Source organism: Kibdelosporangium philippinense (assembly GCF_021390435.2).
Lineage (GTDB): Bacteria > Actinomycetota > Actinomycetes > Mycobacteriales > Pseudonocardiaceae > Kibdelosporangium > Kibdelosporangium philippinense.
Genome location: NZ_JAJVCN010000002.1, coordinates 2810146 through 2832975, shown reverse-complemented (window position 1 = coordinate 2832975; position 22830 = coordinate 2810146). Strand labels below are relative to the sequence as shown.

22 protein-coding genes and 5 pseudogenes are annotated in these 22830 nt (G+C 64.4%); 18 read left to right on the top strand and 9 right to left on the bottom strand.

Annotated features, from left to right (window positions below; all coding sequences use genetic code 11):
• Nucleotides 1-190: 190 nt before the first annotated feature.
• Both LWC34_RS57235 and LWC34_RS59010 read right to left on the bottom strand, forming a co-directional pair.
• Nucleotides 191-316: a hypothetical protein gene (locus tag LWC34_RS57235; protein ID WP_284051651.1), complete on the bottom strand. Its 126-nt coding sequence runs from the start codon at nucleotides 314-316 to the stop codon at nucleotides 191-193.
• On the bottom strand, nucleotides 259-489 hold the full coding sequence (locus LWC34_RS59010) for a transposase (RefSeq protein ID WP_372496585.1): 231 nt from the start codon (nucleotides 487-489) through the stop codon (nucleotides 259-261). The genes LWC34_RS57235 and LWC34_RS59010 overlap by 58 nt, the downstream gene beginning before the upstream one ends.
• Nucleotides 490-528: 39 nt before the next feature.
• Between LWC34_RS59010 and LWC34_RS31755 the strand changes: the two genes are divergently transcribed.
• The 8 genes and pseudogenes from LWC34_RS31755 to LWC34_RS31720 all read left to right on the top strand — a co-directional run.
• Nucleotides 529-1026 carry a nuclease-related domain-containing protein gene (locus LWC34_RS31755; RefSeq protein ID WP_233728738.1) on the top strand — a complete coding sequence of 166 codons (498 nt, stop codon included), beginning with the start codon at nucleotides 529-531 and terminating at the stop codon, nucleotides 1024-1026.
• 78 nt (nucleotides 1027-1104) lie between these two features.
• The gene (locus LWC34_RS31750) at nucleotides 1105-1869 is read left to right on the top strand and encodes a transposase family protein (protein WP_233728736.1); all 765 of its coding nucleotides are present in this window, start codon (nucleotides 1105-1107) and stop codon (nucleotides 1867-1869) included.
• A gap of 589 nt (nucleotides 1870-2458) precedes the next feature.
• Nucleotides 2459-2887 carry an SseB family protein gene (locus tag LWC34_RS31745; RefSeq protein ID WP_233728735.1) on the top strand — a complete coding sequence of 143 codons (429 nt, stop codon included), beginning with the start codon at nucleotides 2459-2461 and terminating at the stop codon, nucleotides 2885-2887.
• Complete coding sequence (locus tag LWC34_RS31740; protein ID WP_233728733.1) at nucleotides 2880-3209, top strand: hypothetical protein; 330 nt, start codon at nucleotides 2880-2882, stop codon at nucleotides 3207-3209. The genes LWC34_RS31745 and LWC34_RS31740 overlap by 8 nt, the downstream gene beginning before the upstream one ends.
• Nucleotides 3202-4413 carry a putative T7SS-secreted protein gene (locus LWC34_RS31735; RefSeq protein ID WP_233728731.1) on the top strand — a complete coding sequence of 404 codons (1212 nt, stop codon included), beginning with the start codon at nucleotides 3202-3204 and terminating at the stop codon, nucleotides 4411-4413. The genes LWC34_RS31740 and LWC34_RS31735 overlap by 8 nt, the downstream gene beginning before the upstream one ends.
• Before the next feature lie 4 nt (nucleotides 4414-4417).
• Nucleotides 4418-4816, top strand: a complete 399-nt coding sequence (locus tag LWC34_RS31730) for a hypothetical protein (RefSeq protein ID WP_233728730.1) — start codon at nucleotides 4418-4420, stop codon at nucleotides 4814-4816.
• Nucleotides 4817-5513: 697 nt separating this feature from the next.
• A pseudogene (locus LWC34_RS31725) lies at nucleotides 5514-6751 on the top strand (IS256 family transposase).
• A 69-nt stretch (nucleotides 6752-6820) separates the two neighbouring features.
• Nucleotides 6821-7126 (top strand): annotated as a pseudogene (locus LWC34_RS31720) (Mu transposase domain-containing protein); the annotation flags it as partial.
• A gap of 31 nt (nucleotides 7127-7157) precedes the next feature.
• On the opposite strand, the pseudogene LWC34_RS31715 reads toward LWC34_RS31720, so the two are convergent.
• From LWC34_RS31715 to LWC34_RS31705, 3 pseudogenes are all read right to left on the bottom strand, one after another.
• Nucleotides 7158-7631 (bottom strand): annotated as a pseudogene (locus tag LWC34_RS31715) (transposase); the annotation flags it as partial.
• A gap of 13 nt (nucleotides 7632-7644) precedes the next feature.
• Nucleotides 7645-9769, bottom strand: a pseudogene (locus LWC34_RS31710) (ISAzo13 family transposase).
• Nucleotides 9770-9803: 34 nt separating this feature from the next.
• Nucleotides 9804-10640 (bottom strand): annotated as a pseudogene (locus LWC34_RS31705) (IS256 family transposase); the annotation flags it as partial.
• Between the two features lie 177 nt (nucleotides 10641-10817).
• On the opposite strand from LWC34_RS31705, the gene LWC34_RS31700 reads away from it, so the two are divergent.
• The 10 genes from LWC34_RS31700 to LWC34_RS31655 all read left to right on the top strand — a co-directional run bounded on the left by LWC34_RS31700 (nucleotide 10818) and on the right by LWC34_RS31655 (nucleotide 17056).
• Nucleotides 10818-11695, top strand: a protein-coding gene (locus LWC34_RS31700) for an IS5 family transposase (protein ID WP_233723324.1) whose coding sequence is annotated in 2 segments (ribosomal slippage) — nucleotides 10818-11156 and nucleotides 11159-11695 — 876 coding nt in all. Because the reading frame shifts where the segments join, the coding sequence is not laid out codon by codon here.
• Nucleotides 11696-11861: 166 nt separating this feature from the next.
• Entirely contained in the window at nucleotides 11862-12170 is a 309-nt protein-coding gene (locus tag LWC34_RS31695) for a hypothetical protein (protein ID WP_233728729.1), read from the top strand.
• 25 nt (nucleotides 12171-12195) lie between these two features.
• Entirely contained in the window at nucleotides 12196-13926 is a 1731-nt protein-coding gene (locus LWC34_RS31690) for a tyrosine-type recombinase/integrase (RefSeq protein ID WP_233728728.1), read from the top strand.
• Between the two features lie 13 nt (nucleotides 13927-13939).
• A complete protein-coding gene (locus LWC34_RS31685) occupies nucleotides 13940-14887 on the top strand; it encodes a hypothetical protein (RefSeq protein ID WP_233728726.1) in 948 nt (315 codons plus the stop codon).
• Nucleotides 14888-14959: 72 nt separating this feature from the next.
• Nucleotides 14960-15157, top strand: a complete 198-nt coding sequence (locus LWC34_RS31680) for a hypothetical protein (RefSeq protein ID WP_233728725.1) — start codon at nucleotides 14960-14962, stop codon at nucleotides 15155-15157.
• Nucleotides 15158-15166: 9 nt separating this feature from the next.
• Complete coding sequence (locus LWC34_RS31675; RefSeq protein WP_233728724.1) at nucleotides 15167-15499, top strand: hypothetical protein; 333 nt, start codon at nucleotides 15167-15169, stop codon at nucleotides 15497-15499.
• A 37-nt stretch (nucleotides 15500-15536) separates the two neighbouring features.
• Nucleotides 15537-16067 (top strand): insulinase family protein, encoded by a 531-nt coding sequence (locus LWC34_RS31670; RefSeq protein WP_233728722.1) that lies wholly within the window; start codon nucleotides 15537-15539, stop codon nucleotides 16065-16067.
• Entirely contained in the window at nucleotides 16019-16267 is a 249-nt protein-coding gene (locus tag LWC34_RS31665) for a hypothetical protein (protein ID WP_233728721.1), read from the top strand. Before LWC34_RS31670 ends, LWC34_RS31665 begins: the two co-directional genes overlap by 49 nt.
• Nucleotides 16264-16578, top strand: a complete 315-nt coding sequence (locus LWC34_RS31660) for a hypothetical protein (RefSeq protein WP_233728720.1) — start codon at nucleotides 16264-16266, stop codon at nucleotides 16576-16578. The genes LWC34_RS31665 and LWC34_RS31660 overlap by 4 nt, the downstream gene beginning before the upstream one ends.
• 274 nt (nucleotides 16579-16852) lie before the next feature.
• On the top strand, nucleotides 16853-17056 hold the full coding sequence (locus tag LWC34_RS31655) for a hypothetical protein (RefSeq protein WP_233728718.1): 204 nt from the start codon (nucleotides 16853-16855) through the stop codon (nucleotides 17054-17056).
• Between the two features lie 420 nt (nucleotides 17057-17476).
• On the opposite strand, the gene LWC34_RS31650 is transcribed toward LWC34_RS31655, so the two are convergent.
• The 4 genes from LWC34_RS31650 to LWC34_RS31635 all read right to left on the bottom strand — a co-directional run bounded on the left by LWC34_RS31650 (nucleotide 17477) and on the right by LWC34_RS31635 (nucleotide 22737).
• Nucleotides 17477-18013, bottom strand: coding sequence for a type VII secretion system-associated protein (locus LWC34_RS31650; protein WP_233728717.1), 537 nt, complete (start codon nucleotides 18011-18013; stop codon nucleotides 17477-17479).
• 465 nt (nucleotides 18014-18478) lie between these two features.
• Nucleotides 18479-19138, bottom strand: coding sequence for a type VII secretion system-associated protein (locus tag LWC34_RS31645; RefSeq protein WP_233728715.1), 660 nt, complete (start codon nucleotides 19136-19138; stop codon nucleotides 18479-18481).
• Nucleotides 19139-19402: 264 nt separating this feature from the next.
• The gene (locus LWC34_RS31640) at nucleotides 19403-21130 is read right to left on the bottom strand and encodes a CLASP domain-containing protein (protein ID WP_233728714.1); all 1728 of its coding nucleotides are present in this window, start codon (nucleotides 21128-21130) and stop codon (nucleotides 19403-19405) included.
• Between the two features lie 149 nt (nucleotides 21131-21279).
• Nucleotides 21280-22737, bottom strand: a complete 1458-nt coding sequence (locus LWC34_RS31635) for an IS1380 family transposase (protein WP_233722402.1) — start codon at nucleotides 22735-22737, stop codon at nucleotides 21280-21282.
• Nucleotides 22738-22830: the final 93 nt, after the last annotated feature.

Here is a 22830-nt window from a genome sequence, read left to right as displayed (position 1 = left end):
TTCATCAGTGATTCGCTTGCGCTCGCCTTCCCGTCCCCTACCTGACGCATCTCGTACGCCTTTTCCTCATCGCTCACCACGACGGTCTCCAACCAACGCAGCATGAGGCGGTTTGGTATCTCCCCCCGAAGGGCGACACCGAAGGGCCAATCCTTCATCTCTCACATAGCACCACATCAAACAGAGATACCTACATTCCCCACTCTTTGTGTTCGTGGCGCACGGTCGCTACTTTTTTTGCGAACTCGACCTGCATCTTCAGCTCGGCGTTCTCCGCACGCAGCCGCTCCAACTCAGCGCGCTCCGAATCCTCCAATGGCGTACTCGCCGAGGTATCGGCCCCCTGGCTTTCTTCACCCAGCTCCCCAACGTTATCGCGTGCACACCGATATTGCGTGCGACCTCGGCAATCGGCCGATGATCATCGATAACCAACGCTACCGCCTGAGCCTTGTACTCCTCGGTAAATCGGCGGCGTGTCGAACCCACTGATGCGTCTCCCGAACAATCGGGCGGCACCTACCCCTCGTGTCCACCAAACCGGGAACGGTCCAGAGAGACGCCGCGGCTCGTGTCCACGGGGCCTGGCATGAGGTGCGACGCGCCGATGCCCGCGCGCAGCAGATCTATGGTCGTCGGCAACAACAGGCTTTTGGGATTCTGGGGGAAGACGAACTTGCCTGGGCGTTGTCGGTGCTGCCGGACGACTGGGTGTTGCTGCGTGGCTACCGCAACAGGTGCGGCGAAACGGACCAGGTGCTCGTTGGTCCTTCCGGGATATGGGTGATCGAGGTCAAGTACCGTCGCGTGCGGCTGAACATCGATGGTGACGAGTGGTGGTACGAGAAGCTCGATCATCGAGGCAGCGTTGTCGGCGTTGAACGGGCGATAGACGGTGGTCGGCGCAGCTGGGCGCGACAAGTCAATGATGTTGCTTTCGACTTGGCTGCGTGGCTCACTCGCAACCGGTATGAGGTCCCGATCTACACGGCGGTCATGCTCATGAGCGTTATTCTGGCGACTTGATCACCTCAAAATAGGACAACGACCCCAGGCAAGTAAGATCGTTTTCCTCTCACAGAAGACAACTTACAGGCGGGGTCGTTGCGTTATCAGACTACTACAGGGCTTGCTGCTGACCAGATCCAGGAGCTTGTCGCGCGCATCTGGCAGATCATCCAATGCCATGAGAACCAAGCGTGGCCTCCGACCGTGGGACTGTATCGCGCTGTCGTGATCACTTTGGTGTACGTCCGACAGAATCTGAACCAGGCGGCCGTGGGCGATCTGTTCGGCGTCAGTCAGTCGACCGTATCGCGGATCTATCGAGGCATTCTCCCATTGATTGGGCAGGCCCTGTGCCTGCACATTCCAAACCTCAAGGAGGCCATCCGCGGCCGGCTCGTCCTGGTCGACGGAACCGATGTCCCGACCGGCAACCGTGCTGGTCACGAAGACAACTTCTCCGGCAAGCGGCGCCGCGCGGGGCTGAACATCCAGGTCGCCGCCGATACGGAGGGAGGCCTGCTGGGAATATCCGCCCCTCTGCCTGGCTCGATGCATGACCGGAAAGCGTTCGCCGAGTGTGACTGGGAAGATCTTCTGGCCGAGACCTCAGTCATCGGTGACCCTGCCTATCAGGGCACTCACACGATTACGCCTCGCAAAAAGCCAAAGGGCGGCGAGCTCTCGGCTGACGACAAGGTGAACAATAAATTCATCTCCTCACTTCGATCCGCCGTCGAGCGATGCATCGCGCATATCAAGAACTGGAAGATGATTGCGACCGGCTATCGAGGACGCCTTTCCGAGCTCCCCAACATCATCCGGATCATCACATCGCTCGAGTTCTATCGACTCGGCTGGTAACCCTCATGAATAACGCTCCATGAATGACGGTGCGCAGATCGGTCGACGGGTGAATCAGAAGGTCAGTCTTGTTGAGACCGACCCGGCGTATCTCCTCGGCGAGCTGTCTCGACTCCAGTGGGTCTTGTCACCGCAGAGCTGCGAGGAGCTCGTCCGCCTGATTTGCCGCGACCACCAGTTTCATGCCAACCGTCGACGACGGTCTCGCCGACGGTCCTGAGCGCAGGTTGGTTGTCGGCCGGCGCGCGATCACTCACGCTTGTTGATCGCTACAAGTCGGGTTGGCTGTGCCCGGCGCGGCAGATTGACGATCGTCACCCGGTGACAGCCATCGTGCCCGATTGCATCTTTCCGAGATCGGTTCCGTGTCAGCGACTGTTGTCGTCGTGCTCGGATGTATCTGGTGTGGGTTCGGCCAGGCAGCGCGTCGCTGAGTCAAGTGTCCCGTGCGGGCGGTTCCGGTGACGGCTAGCGGTAATTGATCATGTGTGAGCACTCCTACCGTCACCTGGTGGGGACGGATTCGCCCATCAGGGGGACCGTGGCCAGCTGCTGCGTGGAGGCCGACGTTTGACGTTAGGTTCGTGCCATGGTGGAAGACCGGGACGAGGAACTCAGCATTGTGCGAGTCGCTATGGCGGTGCGGCACCGGAGCCTCCCACCGGCGGCGTTCGACGCCGCGTTCGCGGATGCGACGGTCTATGTACGGCGTACGCCGGGTGATCGGCCTGGTGTGATGGTCTCGTCGATCCCGGGGAAAGGGCAGTGGGTGCTGGCGTTCTCGACGCTGGAGCGGTTCGCGGCGTTCGGGCAGGACAAGCCGTGGCTGAGCACCACCGGACGCGATCTGTTGACCCAGCTTCGCCCGGGTATCGGTGTCCTGTTCGACCTCGGTGAGGATCACGGGCTTCCGTTGCTTCCTCAGCGTGATGGGCCGGCGACGTTCGCTGGTGCGGATGTGCCGGAACCGAACGGCGCTGGATGTGGTCAAAGGTCTGGAGGTGGTCAGGATGCCTGATGGATTCGATGTCGATCTGGCCGCGCTTGATCAAGCAGGCCAGGCGATTTCCCAGACGATGCACGACATGAAGACCTGCGAGGTCGACGACATCGTCGGTGCCACACACCTTTATGGCCATGACGGTCTGCGCGGCGCGTTCGACCACTTCTGTGACCGGTGGCAGTACGGCGTCGAGGTGCTGCTTGAGGACGGCGACAAGATCGCCAAAGCACTCAATGCCTCGATGGACGCGTACATCGAGAACGACAGCAACGTAGAGCAGACATTCCGGGCTACCGGAGCTGGTGACGACCCGGCTCGGGATGTGGCCGATGGCTGAACTCGGCCAGACAGGTGATCCCCGGCAGTTGGTCCCCGGAGACCCCAGCGCGATCGAGGAGAATGTGGTCGCGATCCGTGGCCGCGGACAGGCCATGGACAACGCGGGCCACGGCTTGAAGAAGATCGACAATGGCGCGTGGCAAGGCGCTGCCGGGGACGCGTTCCGGGACCAGTTCAGCTATGAGCCCGGTCGATGGTTCCAGGCTACGGACGCCTTTACCGCGACTGCGACGGCGTTGTCCAGTTATGCGGAGACGCTTCGGTGGGCACAAGGGCAGGCCGGCGATGCGATCCGGTTGTGGGACGAGGGCGAACGCGCCACGCAACAAGCGAAGCAGGCGCATGAACAGGCTGCCGCAGAGGCGGACGCGCGGACGAAAGCCGGAACACCGACCACAGTCGCTCCTTTCTCTGATCCCGGCGAGGCGAAACGTCAAGCGGCGCGCGAGACGTTGAACCGGGCCCGGCAGCAGTTGACCGAAGCCGGTGATCGCGCCGCCGCGGTGATCAAGGGCGAGGGCGACAAGGCGCCCGAGGAGTCGGGGTGGGATGCCTTCTGGGGTGGTGTCGGTGATGTGGCTGGGTTCGTCGGCGACATCGGCGTCGGCTTGTGGGACGGTTTGGCAGGGACTGCGGAGTTTCTGTGGGAACTCAGCCCTCATCACCTGATCGACAACCCGGACCATTACGGGGAAATGTGGGACGGGTTGACCTCGGCCGCGGCGTTCGCGGTGGACAATCCGCTCGAGTTCGGTAAGCAGATGGTCAACTGGGATCAGTGGAGCAAGGAGCCCGGACGTGCGTTGGGTAACACAGCGTTCGGGTTCATCCCAGTCGCGGGCGTGGTCGCCAAACTCAGGAAGCTACGTAAGCTGTCCAAATTGGACACGAATGTGCCTGATGTCAAGCCGAACCTGCACGACTACTTTGACGGTGGGGCCACACCGAAGGCCAGCGATCTGGACAAGTGGGCCCAAGCACAGGGGTGGACCAAGACCCAAACGGAGAACGGTCCGCCGAAGTACGTCGACGACAACGGGGTTGTCCGGGTGACGATCAAGCAAGGCAGTCCCCGCGCGCCGGGCAGCGGGCATCCTCATGTCGAGATTCGCGATGAGAACGGTCAGCGTACGGACCCGTTCGGCAATCCTGTGACCCGCAGGGACCCTGGTAACCACACCGAGATCGACTGGGACTGGTGACGTAATGACCGACTACACGACCGTGGCTGATCTGTCCGCGCTGTATCTGGAGGACAGTTATGTCCTTCAGATCGTGGAGCAACCCGGCGCGGTTCGGTTCCGGGTTGAGGCTGTGCTGACCCCAGAACATCCTGCGTACCATCCACCGAAGCCAGGTGAACAGTACTGCTACGCGACAGGGTGGTTGCTCTTTTCCGCTGTTGCGAAAGTCGAGTGGACGCGTCGATCTGACGCGCATTTCACTGATGCGGCAGGTGAAGTCGACCTGGGCAACATCGACTACATGAAGCGAGAGGCGGAAGGCTGGGCACTGGGAGGGGACTGGGGCGACATCGTGATCGCCACCCAGACGGACCCGCGGTTCCTGCTCGACGATTCGCCCGATGGCGACCATGCGCCATGACGGGATGATGACACAGGAACGTGGCGCACGTCCGGGCGATCGGCGCTCGGCGGAGTCGATGACGAGTTGTCGATCTTGGTTGAGGCGTGGGCGCATCAGGGACCATGTACGGCCGCGCTGACGCACAAGGTGTTGGGCCGACGCCCTCACATTGCTTCACGTCGCCACGAGCCTCCCGGTCGCGCCTCGGCGACTGGTGTTGTGTCTGTGCGATCTAGAAGCTGATCACCATTTCACGACCGCACGATCGCGGGCGGCTCATGCCGTGCGCACCTTCGCGATCGAGGTTGTCGTGGTCGAGCTGTCCGCCGAACTCGAGGTCGGAGTTCGTACCGCCTAACGGCGCCGATATCGGTAGGCCACGTCCGCGCCTGGTTATGCCGCCTAGTTCGTTGCGACCAATCGGAACTGGTCATGTCTGGTTCGTTAGTCGCGCCCGTGAATCTACCCATCAGTGGTCACTCCGATCAGGTGCCGGGTTCGCGTGCTGGGGCGTTCGTGCTTGCGGTGTAGCACTCGAGTTGCGGCGGGACTCCACGCTCGAAGACGGCGCGATCGAACGTCGGTGGAGGTCCGGTGAAGCGGACCTCGCGTAGATCGGGACTGTAATTTCAACGGTGTAACTCCTGAGGTGTAGGAGACACCAGTGACTGATGTGACATCGAATGGAGCGGCCGATCGGCTCGCCGACGAGGTTGTGGACGAGCAGTTGGTTCGGGAGTTGACAGAGCGGGCCAGGGCGCAGGGCCTGCAGCTGACCGGTGAGGGTGGGTTGCTGGGCCGGTTGACCAAGATGGTGGTCGAGTCCGCGCTGGAGGGCGAGATGGACGACCACCTCGGCTACAGCAAGCACGACCCGGCCGGCCGCGACGGCGGGAACTCCCGCAACGGCAAGCGCGGCAAGACGGTGCTGACCGAGGCCGGGCCGGTGGAGATCGCCGTGCCGCGGGATCGGGACGGCAGCTTCGAGCCGAAGATCGTGGCCAAGCGGCAGCGGCGGCTGACCGGGGGTGGACGATCTGGTGATCTCATTGTCCGCCAAGGGCTTGACGCATGGGGAGATCTCTGCGCACCTGGCCGAGATCTACGGCGCGGAGGTGTCCAAGCAGACCATCTCCACGATCACCGACCGGGTCACCGACGGCATGACCGAGTGGCAGAACCGGCCGCTGGACGCGGTGTATCCGGTGGTGTTCATCGACTGCATCAACGTCAAGATCCGCGAGGGCAACGTGGCCAACCGGCCCATCTACCTCGCGCTGGCGGTGACCGCCGAGGGGACCCGGGACATCCTCGGGCTGTGGGCCGGCGAGCACGGCGACGGCGAGGGCGCCAAGTACTGGCTGCGGGTGCTCTCGGAACTCAAGAACCGCGGCGTGGCCGACGTATTGATGCTCGTGTGCGACGGCCTGAAGGGCCTGCCCGACGCGGTCGCCCAGGTGTGGCCGCAGACCATTGTCGTGCAGACCTGCATCGTGCACCTGCTGCGCAACAGCTTCCGCTATGCCTCCAAAAAGGACGGGGCCCAGATCGCGAAGGACCTCAAGCCGGTCTACACCGCGCCGTCCGAGCAGGCCGCGCTGGATCGGTTCACCGAGTTCAGCGAGAAATGGGAGAAGAAATACCCGGCGATCACCCGGCTGTGGACCAACGCCTGGGGCCGAATTCGTGCCGTTCCTGCAGTTTGACACCGAGATCCGCACAATCATCTGCACCACCAACGCGATCGAGAGCATCAACGCCCGCATCCGCCGCGCGGTCAACGCCCGCGGGCACTTCCCCACCGAGCAGGCCGCGCTCAAGTGCGTCTACCTCGCGATCATGAGCCTCGATCCGACCGGCACGGGCCGCAAACGCTGGTCCAATCGCTGGAAGAAAGCTTTGAACGCCTTCGAGATCACCTTCGACGGACGCCTGTCCGCCGGACGCAAGTAACCCCAACAAGATCAAGTTACACCGTTATCTTGACGGACCCATCGGGGGGTGCATTCGACGACTCGGTCCAAGGGCCTGGTCGAGCGGGCCAACGGCTATCTGGAGACTTCGTTTCTGCCCGGTCGGGGCTTTAGCAGTCCGGCCGATTTCAACACCCAGTTGGTGGACTGGCTGGTGCGCGCCAACATTCGCCAGCACCGGGTGTTGGGTTGCCGGCCGATTGACCGGTGGGAAGCCGATTGGGCAGCGATGCTCGAGCTGCCGCCGATCGCACCGGTGGTGGGCTGGCGGGCCGGCACCCGGCTGCCGCGGGATCACTACGTCCCGCTGGACTCCAACGACTACCCGGTGCACCCGTCGGTGATCGGTCGTCGAGCAATAGTCAAGACCTGTGGATGAAGATCTTTTAAGCAGCGGATGGTGAGACATGTTCGTCGGGTCGTTCGACGAGTTTCCCGTTCTCAAAGCGGGCGCCGGCACGGACGAGCGCGACCAGGTGAGGCGCGTTCACCGCGCGCCAGCGGGCTTGTGCGGACTCGATGAGCTTGAACGCCATGGCCAGTCCGGCGACGCGGGAACCCGGGCCCTTGGTGATTTTGGTGCGGTGGCGAACGGTGGCGAAGGTCGACTCGATCGGGTTGGTGGTGCGCAGGTGGACCCAGTGTTCGGCTGGGTAGTCGAAGACCGCCAGTAGTTCCTCGATATCATCGGTGATCTTGCTGGCGGCCTTGGGGAATTTCGCACCGTAGGCGGCGTCGAACGCCTTGACCGCCGCGAGGGCGTGCCGTTTGTCCTCGGCGTTCCAGATCTCCGCGAGGGCTTTCTTCGCACCGGGATGCGCGGACTTGGGCAGCGCGGATAGCACGTTGCCGATCTTGTGAAGCCGTAAAAGATCAACTTGTCGGCGTGTCGGTTCCCGCTGGGTTCGGCGAGGAAGCCGTCGTAGCCAGGAGCTCGGCGGCGGTGCGGTAACGGGTGGACGCCGGGGATGGGAGACAGTCGTCGCGCTCCAGGAGCGGCCGGGTCTCGCGGACGACACCGGCGACGGCCGAGCGGCTCACGTCGCCGAGTGCGTCGGCAAGAACGTCCAATGTGCACAGTTTCCTGAGATACAAGACAGTGAGCAGGATGCGTTCACTGTTGCTGATCTTCTGGGGAAAGACACCACCACGGGCGCCGGGCCGGCGGGGGCCGCCACGACGCTGATGAGTGAGACGTTCGGCGTGGGCGGCCTGGCGGGACGCGAGCCTTTCGGTGAGGTCGTTCAGCTCGTCCCGGCTCATCCCGGTCAGGACCGGATCGGACAACGCCTCAACGATCGCGGTGCGAGCCGGACGGATTCCGTGATCGAGGAACGTGAGCAGGTCACCAGCGGCGGCGAAGCGCACCGAGGCCACTCCTGAGTTGTGGCCGTGGTCTTCGAGGACGTCCCGGGTCTCCTTCACCAGATCGCCGATGCAGGTGTTGGTGACCTCCAGCAGGTCGGCGAGCACGTTCATGGAACAGACCTGACGCTGGTAGATCAGGGTGATCAGCAGGCGGGCGGCATCGTCGAACAACGGCTTGCTGCCGCGGAGTTTGCCGGTCGCCCGGCGGGCTCGCCCGCCGCGCTGCTCGCTATAGCGCTGCTGCACCCGAGCGGCTTGGGCCTGGGCCACCGCGGCGGACAACTGGTCCAGTTCGGTGCTGGTCAGGCCGGTCAGCCGGGGGTCGGCCAGCCGGGCGAGCATGGCTCGGCGGCGATCGGCCGGTCCATCCTGCTCGCCGATCGGAACGACGTCGCTGGAACATGAGACGGGCCGAGGGTGCAGGGTGTAGTTCCAGGTGCCGTGGGTGGCGTGCCGCTTCAGAGGCAGGGCGTCGAAGCGTTGTTTGCTGATCGACACGCCGATGGGGTAGTCGCCGGTGTCCAGGGCTGCTTCAACCCGCAGCCCGCCCCGTGGTGCGGGTCGCCGCGATGGTCTTGACCACGACCTCATGGCTGGTCAGTGGTCGGCCTCGCCAGTTGAGGGTGATGTGGGAGAACAGCCGATGCTCGATCTTGTTCCACTTCGAGGTGCCCGGTGGGAAATGGCAGACTGTGATCGCCAGCCCCGTCTCGGCGGCCAGCGCGGCCAACTCGCTCTTCCACACGCGGTAGCGGTGACTGTTGGAGCCACCAGCATCCGCCGTGATCAACAGCCGTGACGCGTTCGGGTAGTCGAGGCTGCCTCGTGCCTTCCACCAGCGGCGGATGGACTCAACCGCGAACACGGCGGTGTCATGGTCGACGCCGACGTTAATCCAGCCGGTGTTGCGGGCGATGTCATAGATGCCGTACGGGATGGCCTGCTGCACATCCGGGCCGGTGAAGAAGAAGTGATGATCTTCCACCTCGACAGGCTGGCCCTTGGGCCGCCACTCCCGCCCGGCCATCGGCAGCCGCCCCAACTGTTCCCGCTTCTTGGTGTCCACACTGATGACCGGCTCACCGCTGGCCTGATGGTCCTTGGCCTGGTCATTGATGTAGCGAAACTGGGCATCCCGATTCGGATGTTGGGCGCCCTCCAGGGTTTTGGCGTTGGCCTGCAGGCTGAATCCGGCCGACTTCAACAGTCGGCCGACCGTCGGCGCCGACACCGAGTGCCCCTGCCGGGCCAACTCCTCTGCCAAGTGCCGCAACGACTTCGTCGTCCACCGCAACGGCGATTCCGGATCACCCCGCTCGTCCGGCTCGACCATCGTCAGCAAGGTCTTCACCACGGTGGGATCAGTGTCCTCGACCGGCTTACGGCCGCCACCCAGCGCTCGGACCCGACCGTCGGGCAGCCGCTCGACACTCGCCTCCAGTTCCCCCACCCCACGGCGGACTGTGGACTCGCTCATCCCGGCGATCCGGGCCGCGGCGCGCACCCCGCCATGCCCCAGCAACCGAGCCTCGACCGCCACGGCTAACCGCCGCTGCCGCTCGTTCAGATGCGGCAGCAGCACCACGAACCGGCACTTGAGCTGGAACAGTGCCTCTTCCAAGATCGCCATACAACACCAACGAACCCAAGATCAAAAAGCAACAACTTAATCTTTTACGGCTTCTGTGGAACCAGCAGCGTTGTTCCGCTGTGTCGGGGAACACTTCGCGTAGCGCGCCCCAGAATCCCAGCGCCCCGTCGCCGATCGCGAGAACTGGGGCGTGCATCCCGCGGCGGGCGCAGTCACGCAGCAGATCCGCCCAGGACTCGGTCGATTCGCGGTAGCCGTCGGCCAGCGCGACGAGCTCCTTGCGGCCGTCGGCGCGCACGCCGATCATCACCAGCAGGCAGAGTTTGTGTTCCTCCAGGCGGATGTTGACGTGGATGCCGTCCGCCCACAGATACACGTAGTCCATATCGGACAGATCGCGCTGAGCGAAGGCGCGCTGCTCGGTCTTCCACTGCTCGGTCAGCTTCGTGATCACCGTCGCTGATAACCCTTTCGCAGAGCCAAGAAACTGCCCCAGGGCGGGCACGAAGTCCCCCGAGGACAGGCCGTGCAGGTACAACAACGGCAGCACCTCGGTGATCTTCGGGGTTTTGCGGGCCCAGGGCGGCAGGATCGCCGAGGCGAACCGCTTCCGCTCGCCGGTGTCCGGGTCGATGCGCTTGTCGTTGACCCGCGGCGCGGTCACCTCGACCGCGCCCGCGCTGGTCAGCACCTCACGCGGCTGGTGGTAGCCGTTGCGCACCACCAGACGGCGGCCATCAGCGCCGCGCTCGTCGGCGAACGCGGCGATGTAGGCATCTACCTCGGCCTGCAACGCCTCGGCCAGCATCCGCCGGGCACCCTCCCGGACGATCTGGTCGATCAACGACGACGCACCCGCCGCCGCCCCTCCCGTGTCGTTCGAGTCATCGCCAGGGACTACGGTGAGCATGGGCGTGCCTTCCCGACCGACGCGCCAACGTCGGCCTTGCTTGAGGGACTAGCTGATCATCGGGGTACGCCCTTCCTCGGCTGATCCACAGATCTCAAGCATTGCTCTCGGTCGTCGGGTGTCCGGGTACTAGGGCCTGTTTCACAAGTTGATCAAGGTTTGAGATGATCTTGATTCGTGGGGCGTGGTGATCTGACCAACGAGCAGTGGGCGAAGCTGGAACCCTTGCTGCCCAGGGGCAAGAAGCCTGGCAGGCCGCCGAAGCATGCGAAGCGGAAGCTTATTGACGGGATCCGGTTTCGGGTTCGAACCGGTGTGCCGTGGCGGGATCTGCCGGAGCGTTACGGCCCGTGGGAGACGGTGTATGGCTTGTTCCGGCGGTGGCAACGGGATGGCACGTGGAAGAGGATTCTGGTCGCGTTGCAGGCGGACGCGGACGCTGCGGGCCTGATCACCTGGGATGTCAGCGTGGACTCCACGGTGGCTCGTGCGCACCAGCACGCGGCTGGTGCGCGTCAAAAGGGGATCTCCAGAAGGAGTCTCCGGGCGGGGTCGAGGTCGAACCGGCCGATCACGGGCTGGGGCGCTCCCGAGGCGGGTTGACGACCAAGACTCACCTGGCGGTCGAGCAGGGACAAAAGCCCTTATCAATCGTGATCACCGCTGGCCAGCGAGGTGACTCGCCCCAGTTTCAGGTGGTGCTCGACCGTATCCGGGTACCCCGGCGGGATCGCGGTCGGCCGCGCTGCCGCCCGAATCGGGTGCTCGGCGACAAAGCCTACGGGTCCCGCGCCAACCGCGCCTACCTGCGCAGGCGCGGTATCCGCTGCACCATCCCGGACAAGGCCGACCAGGTCCGCAACCGCAAGAACAAGGGCTCACACGGAGGACGACCACCCGCATTCGACAAGGAGATCTACAAGCAACGGCACGCTGTCGAGTGCGGGATCAACCGTCTCAAACGAAACCGAGCCGTCGCCACCAGATACGACAAGCTCGCCGTTCGCTACGAAACCACGGTCACCATCGCAGCGATCAACGAGTGGCTCCCATGACTTTCGAAACAGACCCTAGCTCACGTGCAGTGACACGTACGGGTTGATGTGCAGAGGTTGTCCGCGTGTCGTGCGCGGGCGCTGTTGATCAGAGGGACACCCTTCGCCGGGTGTGTGCGTGGGCGAAGGGTGTCCCATCCTAATGATCCTGCACTCGGAGCGTTGGATGGAACTGCGTCGTTATCGGTCCCTGTTTGAGGCGGGGATGAGCATCTCGGAGATTGCCCGGGAGACCGGGCTGAACTGGAGGACGGTCAAGAAGTACATCACCGCGTCGCCGCCGGTGGTGGTGCCGAAGGGGACCTCGCGTAAGGGCTGTATTCCGCAGGTGATCACCGAATATATCCCGGTGATCGACGCGTGGCTGCGGGCGGATATCGCGTTGAAGGGCACGGTGATTCACGAGCGGCTGGTCGAGCAGTCCCTGTTGACTGAACTAACTGGCAGGTTTGCCCAGGCCAACGGGCCACTGTGAGAGTGTCTGGCTAGGGTGCCCACCCATGATCGACGACGTGGGTCAGTCGCGGGACCTCGCGGCGTTAGCGGTGCCCTTGGTGGGATCGCTTCAGGAGACGGGCGATCCGTGGTTGCCGTTCCGACTGGTGGACCCGAGCGGGGAGCCGGTGGAAGCGGTGTCTGCGTTCTTCCGCGATTTGCAGGCCGCCGGGCGATCCGAGGCGACAGCCCGCTCGTATGGGATAAATCTGCTTCGATGGTTCCGATTCTTGTGGGCAGTTCAGGTCCCGTGGGATCGAGCGACACGGGTCGAGGCACGGGATTTCTGCCGTTGGATGCTGGTGGCTGGCAAGCCGCCTCGCCCGCACTGGCGCAGACCGGGCGAGGCTCCTAAGGTTTCGTCCACTGTGGATGTTTATGCGCCGTCGGTGCGTGCGCATTCCGAGACGGTGCTGCGTAGTTTCTACGAGTTCCATGTCGACGCGGGCAGCGGGCCGTTGGTGAACCCGTTCCCGTTGGACAGGTCGCGGCGGGGCCGGCGAGCGCACGCGCACCACAATCCGATGGAGCCGCACCGCAACGAGCGGACTGGTTTGTATCGGCCGAGACTGCCCGCTCGGATCCCGCGCAGCGTCCCGGACGAGGAGTTCAACGAGATCTTCGCCCGGCTGCCCTCGCACCGGGACCGGGCGTTGGTCGCGTTCTATGTCTCCACCGGGGCAAGGGCATCGGAGCTGTTGTCGGCCACTCAGGGCGGAGTAGATCCCGGGCGGCAGCTGATCACGGTGGTGCGCAAGGGAAGTCGGGTGGTTCAGCAGTTGCCTGCGTCCACCGACGCGTTCGTCTGGTTGCGCCTTTACCAGGTGGAGATGGACGGGCTGATCCTCAAGGGCCGGCGGCAGCCGTTGTGGTGGACCTTGCGGCGGCCCGTCTGCCCATTGACCTATCACGCGGCGCACCGCATGTTCGAGCGCGCGGCCGACGCGGCGGGCAGCGCGGCGACCTTGCACGCGTTGCGGCATACAGCCGCCCACCGGATGGCCGAGGATCCCGCCTTGCCGCTGACCGATGTCCAGTTCGTCCTCGGGCACGCCCTGCTCACCACTACTCAGATCTACCTGACTCCCCGCAAGGAAGAGGTGATCCGCCGGGTGCTGGCGCACCACGCCGAACAAACCCGTCACGCCGCGCGGCGCGCCGCCGCGCCTCCGGCCCCCTGGCCGAATCGTTGCAGGTGCTGTTCGGAACCAGGTCGTCGTGACCAACAGCGTCGTCGAGGGCTCGAACGCGGCTGTGCCGTCCGCAGCACGGCCAAGGCCGGACCGCACGATGCCTCCCGCCCGTCCTGCGGGCACGGACTGGCCGGCCACGCGGCGGAGCCGGCAGGAGGTCTGGGCGCGGTTGTCCCAGCCACCGTTCGTGCTGGACAACCCCAACAGCCAGTACTGCCGCAAGAACGGGCTGATCCTTCTGTTGGAATGGTTGGAAAGCCAACCCGGCGACACCTGGCAGGACCGATGGCTGGCCAGCGGCGCGGACACGGCAGGGAAGTCCTGGCGGCAGATCCCGGCACGATGGCTCCGCGACCGCGGTCATCGGACCGAATGGAGGCTGGGCGCGGTGTCGGGCGCGGTACTGGTGGCGATCAGCGCCGACATCGTCCGCCCTTCGTTGGCCTGGCTGCTCACCAGCGCCACCCGCCGGGGTTCCCTGGCCGCTGGCATGTCGCAGTGCCGGGATCCGGAGGGCTTCGCCGGGCTGCGTCGGTTGTGTGACGCTGACCGGAGCGTGTCCGCGCCGGCCACCAGCCGAACCGTCTACCGCGCCGCGCTGATCCTCGCGGCCAAAGGTGGAACGTTGAGCCAGATCACCACCGGGGATGCCCTGGAGTTGCTGGACACCGAGGCCGCCATCTATCCCAAGTCGGCGGGTGACACGCACCTGTTCTATCGGATGCTGCACACGCTGGGCGCGTTCGGCGACCACGCGCCAACGAGTTTGCGTGAGTTGCGCAGCAGCGGCCAGCGCACCCCCGAGGAACTGGTCGACCGCTACGAATTGACCTGCCGCCCCATCCGTGACCTGTTGGTGGAATATCTGCGGGAGCGGCAGCCCGCGTTGGACTACACCAGCCTCGACTCACTATCGAGCATGCTGGCTGGGCGGTTCTGGGCCGACCTTGAGCGGTACCATCCGGGCATCGACAGCCTGCATCTGCCCGTCGAGGTCGCCGACGCGTGGAAGCAGCGGCTGCGCACCACCACGAGAACCGTCCGCAACACGGGCGGCCAACTGGTCGAGGTGTCCGCCCCGCGTGTCAACTACCGCGAGTGTCTGACCCCGGTCCGGGCCTTCTATCTCGACCTGGCCCACTGGGCGGTGGACGATCCAGCACGCTGGAGCCGCTGGGTCGTGCCCTGCCCGGTCGGCGGCGAGGAAGTCAAGCGCAGCAAGGACAAACGTCGCCGCAAGTCCCGGATGGACGCCCGGACCCGCGAACGGCTTCCTGTCCTGCCGGTGCTGGTGCGCACCGTCGATCAGCGGCGCAAGAACGCGGCGGCGCTGCTGGCCGAAGCCCGCATTATCGAGGCCAAACGCGAAGGCTGGCTCGGCGAAGTCGAAGGACTCCAAATCAGCCTCGCCGGGGCTGAAGACAAACTCGCCCAGATCGACAAACACTCCCGCAACACCGGGACCGTCGACCTCGGAATCCCTTCCCTCACAAGAGATTCCTGAACGACATCGTGACGATCAACAGACCTTCTGATCAAGTTCAGAGAATATGGGTTTTCTGGGCATTACCAGCGGGTGAAGATGTATCTGCAGCAGGCTCGGCCGCGGATCGCCGGCGAGCTGGGGATCGGGCCGGACGAGTTGGCGGGGTTGCACCGCCGGTTCGAGGTGTTCGCCGGTCTGCAGGCCCAGGTCGACTGGGGCGATGAGGGCGCGATCCTGGCCCATCGCGGCATTGCGAAGGTCTACTCGTTCCACATGACGTTGTCGTAGTGGACACCATTGTCGGCACCCACAACGTTGGCGAGCGTCGGCGGATCCCTTGCGGCAGAGGTGACCCCGGAACGACTGCTGATCAGCGGCCAGGTACTCACGTCCGGCCTGAGCGTGCTGCTGGAAACGATCGCGCACACGCTCACGTCAGCGGAATTCGTCGGCGATTGCGTACTGGACGAACGCCGTGTGCTGACCGCCCAACTCCGGATGCTGCAACGAGACGCGGCCGTGATCGCCCGCCGTGCTTTGCAAAGGCAGAGGTTCGGCAAGCACCCGGCCGCCGAGGAAATGTCCACAGCGGACGAGATCGCCGCCCATCAATCCGAAGGATCTACGTGACCTGCACAAAACCGCGGTCGTACCGCGCGGGGCCACCTTGGTACTCGTCGGCGACATCAACGTGGACGACGCGGTAAGCCAAGCAAGCACGGCATTGCGCGACTGGACCTCCCTGACAACCGCGAAGCAACTCACGTCGTTGCCCGTGATCACCGGCGGCCCGCTGCTGTTGGTGTCCAATGAGGACGCACAAGACTCCCAGATCCGCCTTTCCGCGCAAGCCGTAGGACGGACACACCCGAAGTACCCTGCGGTCGTACTGGCCAACCTGGTCCTTGGCGGCTACTTCGCGTCCAGGCTGACCGCGAACCTCTACGGCGCAGGCAAACCGCACACATACCACGCCAACTCGTACATCGAGCTGCACGCCGACACAGGCAGCGTGGTGGTCGAGATCGACGCGGCACTCGAGGCCACCGCGGAAGTCCTGAACGAAACCCGCTACGACTGGCCAGGCTGCTCTACCAGCCACCCGACGATGCCGAAGTGGCGGCCGCACGGGAATACGCACTGGGCGCCATGCACTTCGCGTCGGCGACACAAGCGGGCCTTGCCGGACAACTGGTAGCGCTCGCCGGAAGCGGACTTGGCCTGCCGTGGTTGCTGGGCCTGCACGCCAGGCTGCTCAACACATCGACAACCGAGATCACGCAGGCCCCACAGGAGTTCCTGACTCCCGTCAACTGGACCGGGGCGGTAGTCGCCAGCCAGAGCCAGCTCGCCGCCCTCGCGGAGTTCTGCGCGGTGACCGGGCACCTTGACCGATGAGAGCCCATCCGGTCGTCTGGACCGCGAAGTTGCTCGGCGCCGCGGTCCGGATACCTGATCATCGTGCCCTGTCCTGTGCCGATGATAACGCCGAAAAAGCGATCGGCGATGCACCGCCGCACAATGTTCCCGTATATGAACGAGACCAACAGATCGATAACGGTACAAACTGGATCGAATATCGGTGGCGAATTCCGTTCAGTCTTGCGCCGCAAAGGTTTGCAATTGTCTATACCAAGTCAAAAAGCACAGCGCAGGCGAGCCGCAAATACATCGACTCCTGCCCGCGCGTACCTTGGCGTCGCGCGTGACGTCTGGTCGTATCCCTTTCACCGTTTCTTATCAGGAGGGGCTATACGGGAAAGCTACGTTCGCGCAGTGCGAAGGGGGTTGTTTTGTCCGTTGCGGCCCTCGCCGCGTCGCTCCTTTTCGCACCGCCGGCTTCGGCGACGATCTACAACCTCAACAACGGCAACTGTCCGACGGACCAAGGTGACGCGGTATGCATCTGGGCCTCTGCCAGGTACAGCGGGAACAGCAGTGGCGTCTGACGGGTGGCATGAACTCCCGATCAAGTATGCCGTCATGTTTACAAAAAATCACCTGTACACGCCCGACATGGACAATCACTCGTACGACGCAGTGCGGTTCCTGTCATCGCAATCCGGGTCGATCAAAGCCCGGGTGCACGGCAAGGCGATGTGCTTCTTCGAAAAGAAGAACTACGACTACTCCGGCGATGTGTTCAAGGTCGAGGACTGGCAAGACGCGCCCACCTTGCCATGGTGAATCGACGACAAGATTTCCTCCTTCAGGCCCTGCTGAAAGTCGGACCGAGGCTCCTCTGCTCCTACTTCCTATCTTCCCGAGGGGGAGCAGAGGATAAAGGTTCCAGGCCGCCCGTGCGGACGCCTGGACACAGTCCGAGGCTGCCGGGACACACCCAAGCCTCGGATCCCGGGCCGCTGTCGCCCACGTCGAGATGACGGTTCCACAGCTGCTCGGTGAGGCGCTGCTGTCCACCCCCGACATGACAGCAAGCCTCGACCCGTACCCGCTCACAGGGCAGGCGCGGGCCAAGAGCCCCGGACCGCGCGGCTACCTTCCCCCGGCGCCGGTCCGGGGTTCCACGGCTGGTCAATACCTGTGGCGTGCGATGGGCAACCCCAAGGTCGCACCCGAACCGAGCCAGCACCGTTCACGCAGCCGTCAGGCGGTCTGCACGAGATTCTCGGTCACTACCTGACCGATAAGTCGCATCGAGCACACCGCGCCGGGGTTGAGCAGCAGGTCCACATCGTGTTCGGTCAGCAGCCCGCTCAACTCCTCGGCATCGACCTCCTGCCAGTTCTCCGTGTGCACCAACGCCCGATGCAGCGGCGCGGTGGTCACGAGCAGGCACGGGACGTCGTCGGGTGACGGCGCCACGATCGGCGTGCCGTCTTCTTCGAGCGCGACCGCGAAACCCGACTCCTGCATGATCGAGAACATCACATCGGTGTCCATCTCGCCCCGCGTGACAAGCCGAAGAGCCGCATCCACCGGATCGGTCGGAGAGTTCGGAGTGGACGGCTCGTAATCCGGATTCGGGTTGAACCGGCTCAACGTGCCGTCCGCGCCCGCCAGCCACCCACCCACGATCGCCACCAGCGGAACACCAGGGCCGTCGGCCTCATCGCCGTCTTCGACGTCCGTCTCGGCTTCCGCATCCTCAGCAGGATGCCAGCCCGGGTCGATCAAGAACACCCACTGGTCGCTGGCTTCCGTCGCGCCGGTGAACCCCTGCTCGGTGAGCTGATCGGCGATCTGCTGGATCTACTCCTCACGGCTTGCTCCTGCTGCGGTCATCCTCGTTCCTCTCTGCAGAGGGCCAAAGCCCTTGCTTGGCACTGTCACGACCGCCACATCATCGATGAGGTCTGCCCGTTCCGGCACAACGCGCATCGCTACGGGTGACGCCCAGCCTGAAATTGTCGGATTCATCGACCAACGCCAGTTACCACCAGGCGACAGGACGAACCATCCCTAGACTGCCAGCCAACGACGTAATCTCGTTACGTGGCAACGTTCTCCGCGCGAGCGCGCTTACCGTTGCCCGTTGTGTCACGGCAGCCGTATGGCCTGCTCGGCTGATCAGTGTCCAGCGTCGTCTCTTTGATACCAAGACATTCCAGGACGAGACGGAGCCGAGCTCGATCCCGGTCGAACTGATCAGCCCGTCTGCACCAACTTGTCGGCCAGAACCGAGCCGATGAGCCGCATGGAGCACGGGGCCCCGGGGTTGAGCAACAGGTCTACCTCATGCTCGTTGAGCAGCGCCACCAGCTCGTCAACGTCGACCTCACGCCAGTTCTCGGTGCGCACCTGCTTGCGGTGCAGAGGCGCCGTGGTGGCCAGCAGAGATGGCACATCATCCGGCGCGGGCGCCACGATCGGGGCGTCGTTCTCGTCGAGCGCGACGGCGTACCCGGCCTCTTTCATGATGGAGAACATCGTGTCGGTGTCCATCTCACCCCGCGTGACCAGACGCAGCGCCGCGTCGACCGGATCGGTCGGAGAGTTCGGAGTGGACGGCTCGTAGTCCGGGTTCGGGTTGAACCGGCTCAACGACCCGTCGGCGCCAGCCAGCCAGCCACCGACGATCGCCGTCAACGGCACACCGGGCCCCGCAGGCTCCTCTTCTCCGTCCGCCTGCTCCTCTGCCTCGGCTTTGTCCTCAGCCGGCTCCTCATCCTCGAGCGGCTGCCAGCCTGGGTCGATCAGGAAGACCCACTGATCCTTGGCCTCCTCGGGGTTCACAAACCCCTGGTCAGTGAGCTGCTGAGCAATCTGCTGGATCTGCTCCTCACGGCTCGGGTTGGCTGAGGTCATGAGTTCTCTTCTCCTATCCGGGTGGCCAGCTGGTCGATCACCGCCGAACGAACCGGCGATAGGCAGTATGACGCGCCGGGATTGAACAGCAGATCCCCATCGTGCTCCACACGCGGCCCGACAAGCTCACCGGAGACGACTTCTTGCCACTTCTCAGTACTAACGGGCAATCTGTGCCGGCAATACGTGACACGAGCAGGCACGACACCCGTCGTCCTGCGCGGGCCCAGTCGATCAAGGAATGCACGACGATCGGTTCGGCGATCACGAGCCGCGCACCGCCCACGCCCCGGCTTGCGGTGTCCACTCTGGACCGTCTTCCTGCAGCACACCGGCGCTGAACCGGTGCAGGCCCCGCATGTCCACAGTGACCCAGCTGCCACCGTCGAGTACCCGGATCGTCTGGCGTCGGCGCCCCTCACGGTTGACCACCGTGCCGAAGCCGACCCTGCCCCGCGGTGCCGACAACTCGAATCGCGGGAACCGCGTCCGGACCGTGCGGGACAAGTCTTCCACATCGCCCAACCCGGCGTAGGACGCGAGAAGCATGGCCCGGCCGTTGGTCACCAGCCCCAATCGCACGAGCAGATCCATGAACACCTGCAAGGAAACGCTCAGCCGCTTGCCCTCGACTGTGACCTCGACGCCCCGCGCATCGGTGTACGCGTCGTAGATCGACGCGTCCTCGATTCCAGGGACACCACCCTCATCGAGGAACCGCCGCAACTGTCCATCCCGGACGAAGGTGACCGCAATAGGACCGTTGCCGTCACGAACACTTTGCCACCGCACCTGACCCGCATCAAACCACCACTGCGCGCCCGAGTCGTCAACACCGTGATGAGACAAGCTGGTCCGCACGGTGGTCAGGTGGGCAGTCGCGGCATTCCCATTCCCGTCGGCCAGCATCCGCGACACCCGGCCGACGAGGTCTGTCCGGCCAGGCAATCCGTGCTGCCTCAACAGCGCAAGGGCACTTCCCAGGTTCGCGGCGGACGCCTGTGCGGCTTGGATACCACGGACAGCCAGTTCGTCGTTGACCATGTCAACCAGGTGGGCGGACGACCGATGGTCGAACCCAGCCTCCGTCAGCGCGGCGAGCACTCCATGCTGTTCGAGGTAGTCGCGGATGCCCGGACTGGGATCGGGACCCGCCCAGCCGGCCGTTGTGCGTACCCGCATGTTCTCGTCCCAGTACTGCTGCCCGAGTTCAAGCATGCTCAACGCCTTGGCAGGCAGGTGGAACTCATCGAGCTGTGACGTGACCGGGTCCAGCTCAGCCAGGATCACCTCCGCCGGTTCCGGCAGCATCTGGGTGTCCCGCAGCACTCGCAGCACGGCGATCTTCACCAGATCCGGGTCGCCCAAGCCGGATTCAAGGATCTCCCGCGCCGACAGCAAATCCAGCACTCGATCGTGCCGCAGCCGCCCGGCCATCACGGCGACAGCCTTGGCCACACGATCAGTCATGGCGAACAACGGGATCGTCGCCGCGTAGTGCGCCCGCAGCTGTGGGTTTTTACCCTGCCACACCCGTAGCTGATCCAGGATGTCGTGCAGACTCGGATTCTCGCCCGCCGCGGGCGCACCAAACCCGACCCATTTTCCGCCGTGCTCGATCTCCGTCGCAGGAGCCCCGTTGCCATGGAGGTCGACATGCCAGGTGTCCAGCACCGAGGTGGACGCGAACAGCACGAGCTCCGGATAGCGCACCCGCATAGCGGCCCAGATGTCGAACGCCAGGCCGGTTTCCATTCCCAGCGCCGCAGCATCACAAACCAGCAGCACCACCGATCGCAGCGGCCCGCTGAAAAGACGGAACGAGACTGTCTCGAACATCAACGCGGCGACAGTGCTGCCATCGATGAAAAGTTCGTCACCGTTGATCAAGGTGACCATTCCGAGTTGGCCGCGGGCGGCCCCTGTGACGGCGTGCATTTCCAGGTAGAACGAAGGCTCTTGTCCCGGCAAGGTCCAGCCTTGATCATTCACGTGGGTGACGTGTCCGCCTGTGCCGGTTCGGATGTTGATCTTGAGTTGGTTGCTGTGTGGTGATGGTCAGGGTTCGAGCCCGGCCGCCGGTGTTGGCTGGGCGCCGGGTTGGGGGGCGGGCCTTTCAGGTCGAGGGGCAGGGACAGGGGTCATCGAGTTGGTGGTGGCAGGGCCAGCGCTGCCCGGAGGCAGGCGGCGAGAGGGTCGGCCCAGGGCCAGGTTTCCGGGATTTTGATCTTGCGTTTGCGTTGGCCGCGGACGATGCGGGCGGCGGTGTGCAGTAGCCGGTAGCGCAGGGTTTTGGGTTCGGCTTTGGCGAGGGTGCCCTCAAGGCAGAGCAGGCGCAGCCAGGCGAGCAGGTCGATGGCGATGGTGGCGGCCAGACACCAGGCCCGGTTGATCTCGATCTTGGTGGAGGGCAGGTGACCGAGGCCGGTTTGCTTGCCGCAGCGGACGTGGTCCTCGACTCGGGCGTGCGGGCGGTGACGGGCTTCCAGGAACTGGACGGTGGCGCCCGAACCGCTGCCCGGGGTGTTGGTGGCCACCAGTTGGTAGCGCCAGCCGTCGGCTTCTTCGAACAGGGACAACTGTGCGCCGGGGTGGGGTTTCTCACGACGACAGATGATCCGCAGATCGGCCGGCCAGTTCTCCAGTTGGTCCCCGTCGGGGTGGTGACGTAGTAGCGCGGTCAGTTCCACCACGCCGGCTTTGTCCAGCGGCCGAGGATCGCCGTGGTGATCGAGCACTGCCTGCCATGCCTTCGCGGGGACACGGCCGATCGCGGCTCGTTCCCGCGCACCGAGTTCCCAGCCGACGCTGTAGTGCGCCTGCCTGCCTGGCTTGGCGTTCAGCGCGGTGATGTACTTGATGAGACCGTGGGAGGCGCCCGCGCCGTCCACGGTGACTAGAAGGTTCCTTCGATGTTTCGCCGGGATCTGGGCGATCGCGGCGTCGAGGACCTCGAGGTGATCAGCTGTCGTGTTGGATCCGGCGCTTCCTGTGCGCAGCAACAGGGCCAGCGATTCGCCGGTGTTGTCACACATGGCCAGCAGCGGATGATGACCGAAGCTGCCCTTGTAGGTTCCCGCGGCGAGTTGTTTGTCCGAGTGCGCGATCACCAGCGAACCATCCAACCGGACCACCACGGTCGTGCCCAGATCACGGTCGGCCACCCGCGACGGCGGAATCCGGCCGTGCCGTCGCTCGATCAACGACCACACATGCTCGCGGATCCGGGCACGCACACGGGCGATCTTGTTGCGCTGCACCTGACCGACCGCGTCCAACGTGCGCCACAACGTCGGATCTGAGGCGACCGGCCCGAACAGTTCGGCCTGATCGCGCAGGACAGCCAGATCCGACAGGACCCGCCCGCCGTCAGCGATCAACACCGCGGTGTCGGCGAACACCCGGCCACGGTCATGCACCGGCATGAACCCACGCCGCGCCATCGCCCGCGACAAGCCTTCCGTCAACCCGGTGCGGTCGGCCAGCAACCGCACCGCCGCGGTCCCGGCATGACTGACCACGCCACGCCCACCGACTTCTACCGCCAGATCCCGCGACCACCCAGTAACATCCACGTCGAAAGTGCTCCAGAGCTTCATAGGTAAGAACAGGCATTAGCAACCTCATCTTCCCAGCTCAGGAGCACTTTTCCCTGTTCCGACACGGCGCCCGAATCAAGATCGCCATGAATA

What these genes read in the sequence shown, in the direction of transcription:
- LWC34_RS31745 (WP_233728735.1), top strand. Translation starts at nt 2,459, where the DNA reads ATGGTGGAAGACCGGGACGAGGAACTCAGCATTGTGCGAGTCGCTATG.
- LWC34_RS31730 (WP_233728730.1), top strand. Translation starts at nt 4,418, where the DNA reads ATGACCGACTACACGACCGTGGCTGATCTGTCCGCGCTGTATCTGGAG.
- LWC34_RS31735 (WP_233728731.1), top strand. Translation starts at nt 3,202, where the DNA reads ATGGCTGAACTCGGCCAGACAGGTGATCCCCGGCAGTTGGTCCCCGGA.
- LWC34_RS31695 (WP_233728729.1), top strand. Translation starts at nt 11,862, where the DNA reads ATGGAACTGCGTCGTTATCGGTCCCTGTTTGAGGCGGGGATGAGCATC.
- LWC34_RS31660 (WP_233728720.1), top strand. Translation starts at nt 16,264, where the DNA reads ATGAGAGCCCATCCGGTCGTCTGGACCGCGAAGTTGCTCGGCGCCGCG.
- LWC34_RS31665 (WP_233728721.1), top strand. Translation starts at nt 16,019, where the DNA reads ATGCACTTCGCGTCGGCGACACAAGCGGGCCTTGCCGGACAACTGGTA.
- LWC34_RS31655 (WP_233728718.1), top strand. Translation starts at nt 16,853, where the DNA reads ATGTTTACAAAAAATCACCTGTACACGCCCGACATGGACAATCACTCG.
- LWC34_RS31635 (WP_233722402.1), bottom strand. Translation starts at nt 22,737, where the DNA reads ATGAAGCTCTGGAGCACTTTCGACGTGGATGTTACTGGGTGGTCGCGG.
- LWC34_RS31740 (WP_233728733.1), top strand. Translation starts at nt 2,880, where the DNA reads ATGCCTGATGGATTCGATGTCGATCTGGCCGCGCTTGATCAAGCAGGC.
- LWC34_RS31645 (WP_233728715.1), bottom strand. Translation starts at nt 19,138, where the DNA reads ATGACCTCAGCCAACCCGAGCCGTGAGGAGCAGATCCAGCAGATTGCT.
- LWC34_RS31690 (WP_233728728.1), top strand. Translation starts at nt 12,196, where the DNA reads ATGATCGACGACGTGGGTCAGTCGCGGGACCTCGCGGCGTTAGCGGTG.